The sequence below is a fragment of the Brevundimonas sp. M1A4_2e genome (genome assembly GCF_053345555.1).
The window spans coordinates 60,495-67,618 of record NZ_JBKFAI010000009.1 but is presented as its reverse complement, the minus strand read 5'-3'; the positions used below and the strand labels follow the sequence as shown (position 1 = coordinate 67,618).

Below are 7,124 nucleotides of genomic sequence, written 5' to 3'. Positions count from 1 at the left end.
CACCGGCGACGGCGTGCGCGAGCCGCTGAACCGCCGCGCCACCGTCGACATCAACTTCTAAGGCTCAAGGGGGCCGGTTCATCCCGGCCCCCGCGACCATAGAAGCGTCGATAAGAACCTTCCGCCGAGCTCAGGTTGCTGAGTTCGGCGGTTGTGTTTGAGCTTCAGGCGGCGCACAGGCCTTATCGGCTTGTCCATCGGGGTCTGAAGTTTAATAAGGCTCTGTCGCTAGAGAGATATCAGCGTTTGCTCGCGCCCTTCGATCCAGACCAGCCGGTCGCCGGCCTAAAGGCTCCTGTCGACCTGACCGGAAGGCGGTTCCTCATGGTGTCCGCGCCCTTCGGGTGGTTCGGGCGCAGGCTGGCGCGCGCCATCGAGAGCCGGGGCGGCGAAGTGCGCCGCATGCTGTTTAACGCCGGCGACCTTTCGAACTGGGCGCGGACCGGCGGACTCGCCTATCGCCGTCCCGCCAGCGAGTGGCCGCAGGACGTCGCGCGTCTGGCTGAAGAGTTCACCGACATCATCCTTTTTGGAGAGGGCGGCCCCTATAATCAGGGCGTGCTGACCCAGGCCAAGCAGCTTCCGGCCCGTGTCTGGGTCCTGGAAAACGGCTACTTCCGCCCCGATTGGATCACTCTGGAGCGCAACGGGGTCAACGCGTCGAGCGGACTGCCGCGCTCGGGCGCCGGCTATCCCCCGCCGCCCCCGGAACTGCCGATTTCACAGCCCGTCGGCAAGATCCTGCCGCATCACGTGCTCAACATCAGCTTCTATCATGCGGTCCAGCCCTTCGGCCGTTTGATGTTCCCGCACTATCGCCACTACTACAGCGCTTCGCCTTGGCGACAGTGCGTGGGCCACGTGCGGCGATATCTGGCCCTGGCGGTCTCGGGTGCGAAGAGCCGGGATGTCGAGCGTCTTCAGGCCAAGGGCGACTTCTTCATCGCCTGCCTGCAGCGGGACGGCGACGCCCAACTGCTGCGCTACTCCGAGATTCACGACAATCTGTCGTTTCTTGATCGGGTGATGGCCAGCTTCGCCCGCTCGGCGCCTGCGTCGACGCGGCTGCTTGTCAAAAATCATCCGTTGGATCCCGGCGTGATCAACCTGGGCCGCGAGACGCGGCGCCTGGCGGCCAAGCATGGCCTGACCGGCCGGGTCGACTTCCTCGACGGCGGCAACCTGGCCCAATTGTGCCGCGCGTCACAGGGCATGGTGGTCAATAACTCCAGCGCGGCCTTGTCGGCGCTTGGTTTCGGCACGCCGGTCAAGGTCCTCGGCCAGGCCTTCTTTGATTTCGAGGGGCTGACCGACCAGAAGCCCCTGGACGCCTTCTGGCGCGCGCCCACTCCCGCGGACCGCAACCTGTTCACGGCCTTCCGCGCCTATGTGATCAACCGGACCCAGATCAACGGCAACTATCACGAGCCGCGCGCTCTGGATGCGACCGCCGAGCGCGTGGCCGACGCCCTGGCGACACGCCTGACCTAGGGTCGCCGAACGGCTCTCGGTATGGTGTGGCTCTCAGGACACCCTTGAGCGCTGTCATCGTTCTGTCATCCAGTTGTCGTCCGAGCGTCTGATGGGGGGCCTAAAGCCGCCCCATCAATGACCGCGCTGATTGTCGTTCTGGCAACTGCGTCGAAAAGGATCACAGCACCCATGTTGAACCGCAACCTCGCCTATGGGGTTTCCGCCGCAGCCATCCTGTTGGCGACCTCCAGCGCCGCCTTCGCCCAGGAAACCACGGGCGGCATCCGGGGCGTGATCACGGACGCGGCTGGCGCGCCGGTGGCCAACACGGCTGTCGTCGTCACCCACATTCCGTCGGGCACCAGCACCACGACGGTCACCAATGAAGAAGGCCTGTACACCGCGCGCAACCTGCGCGTCGGCGGCCCGTACTCGGTGACGGTGATGGTCGACGGCCAGACCGAGACGGCTCAACTGGGCAGCGTCGGCATCGGCGCTCCGACCGTGTTCGACGTGACCGTTTCGGCCATGGCCGCCGACGCCGGCGCCACCGAAGTGGCCGAAGTGGTCGTGCGCGGCGTGCGTGCTGTGCGCACCTCGCCGACCGCTCGCCTGAACCTGGAAGACATCGAGACGCTGCCGTCGATCAGCCGCGACATCAAGGACATCGTGCGCACGACCCCGTTCGCCACGGTGGACCCGACGAACAACGACGCCCTGTCGATCGGCGGCCAGAACACCCGCTACAACGCCATGCTGATCGACGGGATCAAGCAGGGCGACGACTTCGGCCTGAACGGCAACGGCTATCCGACCCTGCGTTCGCCGATCTCGCGTTCGGTGCTGCAAGCGGTCAGCGTCGACGTCGCCCCCTACGGCGTCCAGTACGGCAGCTTCACCGGCGGCGTGATCAACTCGGTCACCAAGTCGGGCGGCAACGAGTTCCACGGCGAAGCCTTCTGGGAAGTCACCAACGACAGCCTGCGCGGCGACAGCTTCAGCTATAAGGACTTCGTCTCGGGCGAGCGTCAGAACCGCTCGCTGACCGGCGAGTTCGAAGAGACGACCTGGGGCGCGACCCTCAGCGGTCCGATCATCAAGGACCGCCTGTTCTTCCTGGTGAACTACGAAAAGTATGAATCGACCCAGCCGGTCCTGTCGGGTCCGGAAGGTTCGGGCGCCGTCAACCAGGCGCCGGGCATCACCCAGGCCCAGGTCGACCAGGTCCGCGACATCGCCAAGCGCATCTACGGCTACGACCCGCTCGACTGGTCGGCCGACGCCCTGACGGTCCAGGACGAGAAATACTTCGCCAAGCTGGACTGGAACATCAACGACCAGCACCGCGCCGTCGTCTCGTACCAGCAGACCAAGGGCAGCGATCTGCGCCTGAACAACACGGTCACCAACGGCGCCTACGTCAGCGTCGGCCTGCTGTCCTCGGCCTATCAGATCGACCAGAACCTGACGGCCTACAAGGCTCAGCTCTTCTCGGACTGGACCGACACCTTCTCGACCGAGTTCTCGATCAGCCGCAAGGAAACCGAGAACCTGTCGAACGGCCTGGGCGGCAACGACTTCGCCGCCATGCAGGTCTATCTGGACGCGCCGATCGGCACGAACACCGGCGTGCGTCGTTCGATCCGCTTCGGGCCTGAGCGTTCGCGTCACGCCAACATGCTGACGGTCGACACGATGCAGTACCGCCTGGTCGGCAACTGGGAAGCCGGCTTCGGTCACCGCCTGACCGGCGGTTATGAGCGCGAAGAGCAGGACATCTTCAACCTGTTCGTTCAGGTCGCCAACGCCGAGTACGAGTTCGCGTCGCTGGCCGATTTCGAGGCCCGCAAGGCGTCGTCGGTCGGCTACACCAACGCCGCCAGCAACAACAAGAACGACGGCGGCGCCAGCTTCAGCTACGCCCTGAACACCCTGTTCCTGCAGGACGAATGGTCGGTCAGCCCGAACCTGACCCTGACGGCCGGCCTGCGCTACGACTGGTACACCTCGGACGACAAGCCGAAGTACAACAAAGCCTTCTATGACCGCTTTGGTTTCGGCAACGACACCAACCTGGACGGCATCAGCATCCTGCAGCCGCGCTTCGGCTTCAACTGGCGCCCGGACCCCACCCTGACCGTCTACGGCGGCTTCGGTCGCTTCCAGGGCGGTTCGCCCAACGTCTGGATTTCGAACTCCTACTCGAACCCGGGCAACCTGACGGGCTCGTTCCAGTGCAAGTCGGCGGCCAACTATCAGTCGCAGTTCGCCGGCGGCTTCGGCGTCTGCCCGAACGGTTCGTATCTGACCAACGTCGATGGTCTGAACCCGAACCAGCAGCTTAAGGACAAGGTCACCGAGAGCGCCCAACTGGGTACCGGCAACATCAACCTGATCAGCCCGGCCTTCAAGACGCCGTCGATCTGGAAGACCTCGCTGGGCGTCAACAAGATCTTCGATCTGAGCCGCTTCAACATGGGCTCGGGCTGGAGCCTGACGGCCGAGTACGTTCACTCGGAACTCGAAAACGCCATCGGCTGGGTCGACCTCAGCATGGCTCAGACCCAGAACGGCACGGCGCCGGACGGTCGTCCGATCTTTGGTCCGAACCCGGTCCGTCGCGGTCAGCAGGTGCTGATGCTGACCAACCTGAACGGCGGCAAGACCGACCAGTTCGCCATCGGCCTGGACAAGGCCTGGTACGACGGCTGGCTGGACGGCGCGGGCTTCAACCTGTCCTACACCTATCTGGACAGCACGGACCGTTCGCCGGCGACCTCGTCGACGGCCAGCTCCAACTTCGGCAACAACGCCCTGTCGGATCCGAACAACCCGGAACTGGCGGACTCGAACTATGAGATCGAGCACGCGCTGAAGCTGAACCTGACCTACTCGCGCGCCTTCTTCGGCGACTACCGCACGCGCTTCAACCTGTACGCCCAGCGTCGTTCGGGCCTGCCCTACAGCTACACCTTCGGCACCAGCCCGGCGAACCTGTACGGCGAACACGTCACGACCCAGCGTCAGCTGCTGTACGTGCCGGCGGCCGACTCGGCCGGCAACGTCACGGCGACCAGCGACCCGCGCGTCACCTACGGCCCGAACTTCAACGTCGGCGCCTTCAACGACTTCCTGCACTCGACGGGCCTGATCAAATACGCCGGTGAAATCTCGCCGCGTAACGCCTTCAAGTCGCCCTATGTGACGACGGTCGACCTGCACATCTCGCAGGAGCTGCCGGCCTTCTTCCCGGGCGGCGCCAAGCTGGAAGGCTATGTCGACGTCAAAAACCTGGGCAACCTGATCAACGACGAGTGGGGCACGATCCAACAGATCGGCTTCCCCTACACCTCGAACAACGTCGGGGCCTCGATCGTGGACGGCAAGTACAACTACACGCTGTTCACGCCTCGCAGCCCCAGCACCTTCGGCACCGAGTCGGTGTGGCAGGTGAAGGTCGGCGTCCGCTACCGCTTCTAAGCGACGCTGAACGAAGACTAGGGGAGGGCGGTCCGGAAACGGGCCGCCCTTTCTTTTTGGGGGCCTATCGCGCGTTCGCGCTGCTTGAGGCGAGTTGAGCAGGCCAGGTGCGCTGAGCGGCTGACCCGGCGAGGCCGGCCGCCATTGAACCCGAGGCTTTCAGGGCCTATCTCGCCCCCTTCGTGCTTCATTCCTTTTATGTGGACGTTTTCGGCCCATGACTTCGCCCATGACCCCGCCTATCCCCGCTGAGTGGACGCCGCATCGCGCGATGTGGGTCGGCTGGCCCAGCCACGCTGACCTGTGGGAGGACAACCTCGAACCGGCCCAGGCCGAGGTCGAGGCTCTGGTCCGCGCCCTGGTTGGGCCGGGCCGCGAGCAGGTCAAGCTGATGGTCGGCAATGACGAGGCCCTGGCCGACGCGCAGGCGCGCTTCGCCGATGTGGCGGGCGTGACCGTGGTGGCCGGGCGCTTCGGCGACATCTGGCTGCGCGACACCGGGCCGATCTTCGGCGCCGGATCGGCCTCGGCCCAGGCCTTCGTCTTCAACGGCTGGGGCGGCAAGTACGACCTGCCCCACGACGACGAGGTCGCCGACCAGATCGGCGAGCAGACGGGCGTCGCCCTGACCCGCCACGATTTCATCCTGGAAGGCGGCGCCGTGGACCACGACGGCGAGGGCACGGTGCTGACCACGCGCCAGTGCGTGCTGAATCCCAACCGCAACACCGGCTGGACCGAGGAAACGGCCGAAGCCGCCTTCGCCCAGGCCTTGGGCGCCCGGAAGGTGCTGTGGCTGGGGGACGGCCTGCTGAACGACCACACCGACGGCCACGTCGACAACCTGGCGCGCTTCGTCGCGCCGGGCGTCGTCGCCTGTCCGATCGCCTTCGGCCCCAAGGATCCCAACGCCGAGGTCTATGATGAGACGGCGCAGGCCCTGGCCGCCATGACCGACGCCGCCGGTCGTCCGATCCGGGTGCTGCGCATCCCCTCGCCGGGCCTGATCCTGGACGAGGACGAACGCCCGATCCCGGCCAGTCACATGAACTTCCTGATCGCCGACGGCGCCGTCATCGTGCCGACCTACGGCGACGACATGGCCGCCCGCCTGGCCTGCGAAGCCCTGGCGACCGTCTTCACCGACCGCGAGATCATCCCCCTGCCGTCGATCGCCACCCTGTCGGGCGGCGGTTCCTTCCACTGCATCAGCCAGCAGGAGCCCGCGTGATGACCCGTCAGATCACCGTCGCCGCCATCCAGACCTCCTACGGCGAGGACATGCAGGCGAACATCGACAAGACCATCGGCTTCATCCGCGAAGCGGCGGGCAAGGGCGCCCAGGTCATCCTGGCCCCGGAGCTGTTCCAGGGGCCGTACTTCTGCGTCTCGCAGGAGGAAAAGTGGTTCGGTGCCGCCTATCCGTGGCGCGAGCACCCGGCCGTGACCCAGCTGCAGCCCGTGGCCAAGGAACTGGGCGTCGTCCTGCCGGTCTCCATCTTCGAGCGCGAGGGGCCGCACTATTTCAACAGCCTGGTGATGATCGACGCCGACGGCGAGCTGATGGGCGTCTATCGCAAGAGCCACATCCCCGACGGGCCCGGCTATCAGGAGAAGTACTACTTCCGCCCCGGCGACACCGGCTTCAAGGTCTGGGACACGCGCTTCGGCCGCATCGGCGTCGGCATCTGCTGGGATCAGTGGTACCCGGAAACGGCGCGCGCCATGATGCTTCAGGGCGCCGAGGTGCTGCTGTACCCGACCGCCATCGGCACTGAGCCGCATGACGACACCCTGGACACCGCCGCTCCGTGGCGGCGCGCCATGCAGGGCCACGCCGTGTCCAACGTCGTGCCGGTCGTCGGCGCCAACCGCATCGGCCACGAGCAGGTGACCGAGGCGGGCCAGACCTATTACGGGCACTCCTTCATCGCCGACCATCGCGGCGACCTGGTCGAAAGCCTGGACCGGGAGGAGGGCGTGCTTGTGCACACCTTCGACCTGGACTTCTTGGATCGCCACCGCGCGGCCTGGGGCTTCTTCCGCGATCGTCGGACGGACCTGTACGGCGCCCTGGCGACGGGCCGCCCGGCCTGATCCGGCTTTTGTGAAAATCTGAGCCCAAAAGAAAAGAGGCGGAAGACCGGGGTCTTCCGCCTCTCTCATTTTAT

At 65.7% G+C, this 7,124-nt stretch carries 4 protein-coding genes; all 4 read left to right on the top strand.

All coding sequences use genetic code 11. The features are described 5' to 3' along the window. Positions 1-324: 324 nt before the first annotated feature. Positions 325-1,491 (top strand): capsular polysaccharide export protein, LipB/KpsS family, encoded by a 1,167-nt coding sequence (locus tag ACLBV5_RS14850; RefSeq protein WP_447606149.1) that lies wholly within the window; start codon positions 325-327, stop codon positions 1,489-1,491. Between the two features lie 171 nt (positions 1,492-1,662). Beyond that, complete coding sequence (locus ACLBV5_RS14845; RefSeq protein WP_447606148.1) at positions 1,663-4,953, top strand: TonB-dependent receptor; 3,291 nt, start codon at positions 1,663-1,665, stop codon at positions 4,951-4,953. Positions 4,954-5,182: 229 nt separating this feature from the next. Then, a complete protein-coding gene (locus ACLBV5_RS14840; RefSeq protein WP_447606147.1) occupies positions 5,183-6,184 on the top strand; it encodes an agmatine deiminase family protein in 1,002 nt (333 codons plus the stop codon). Further along, a complete protein-coding gene (gene aguB / locus ACLBV5_RS14835; protein ID WP_447606146.1) occupies positions 6,184-7,050 on the top strand; it encodes an N-carbamoylputrescine amidase in 867 nt (288 codons plus the stop codon). The genes ACLBV5_RS14840 and aguB overlap by 1 nt, the downstream gene beginning before the upstream one ends. The last annotated feature ends 74 nt before the right edge of the window (positions 7,051-7,124 follow it).

Coding starts and splice junctions, on each gene's coding strand:
- aguB (WP_447606146.1), top strand. CDS start 6,184: ATGACCCGTCAGATCACCGTCGCCGCCATCCAGACCTCCTACGGCGAG.
- ACLBV5_RS14840 (WP_447606147.1), top strand. CDS start 5,183: ATGACCCCGCCTATCCCCGCTGAGTGGACGCCGCATCGCGCGATGTGG.
- ACLBV5_RS14850 (WP_447606149.1), top strand. CDS start 325: ATGGTGTCCGCGCCCTTCGGGTGGTTCGGGCGCAGGCTGGCGCGCGCC.
- ACLBV5_RS14845 (WP_447606148.1), top strand. CDS start 1,663: ATGTTGAACCGCAACCTCGCCTATGGGGTTTCCGCCGCAGCCATCCTG.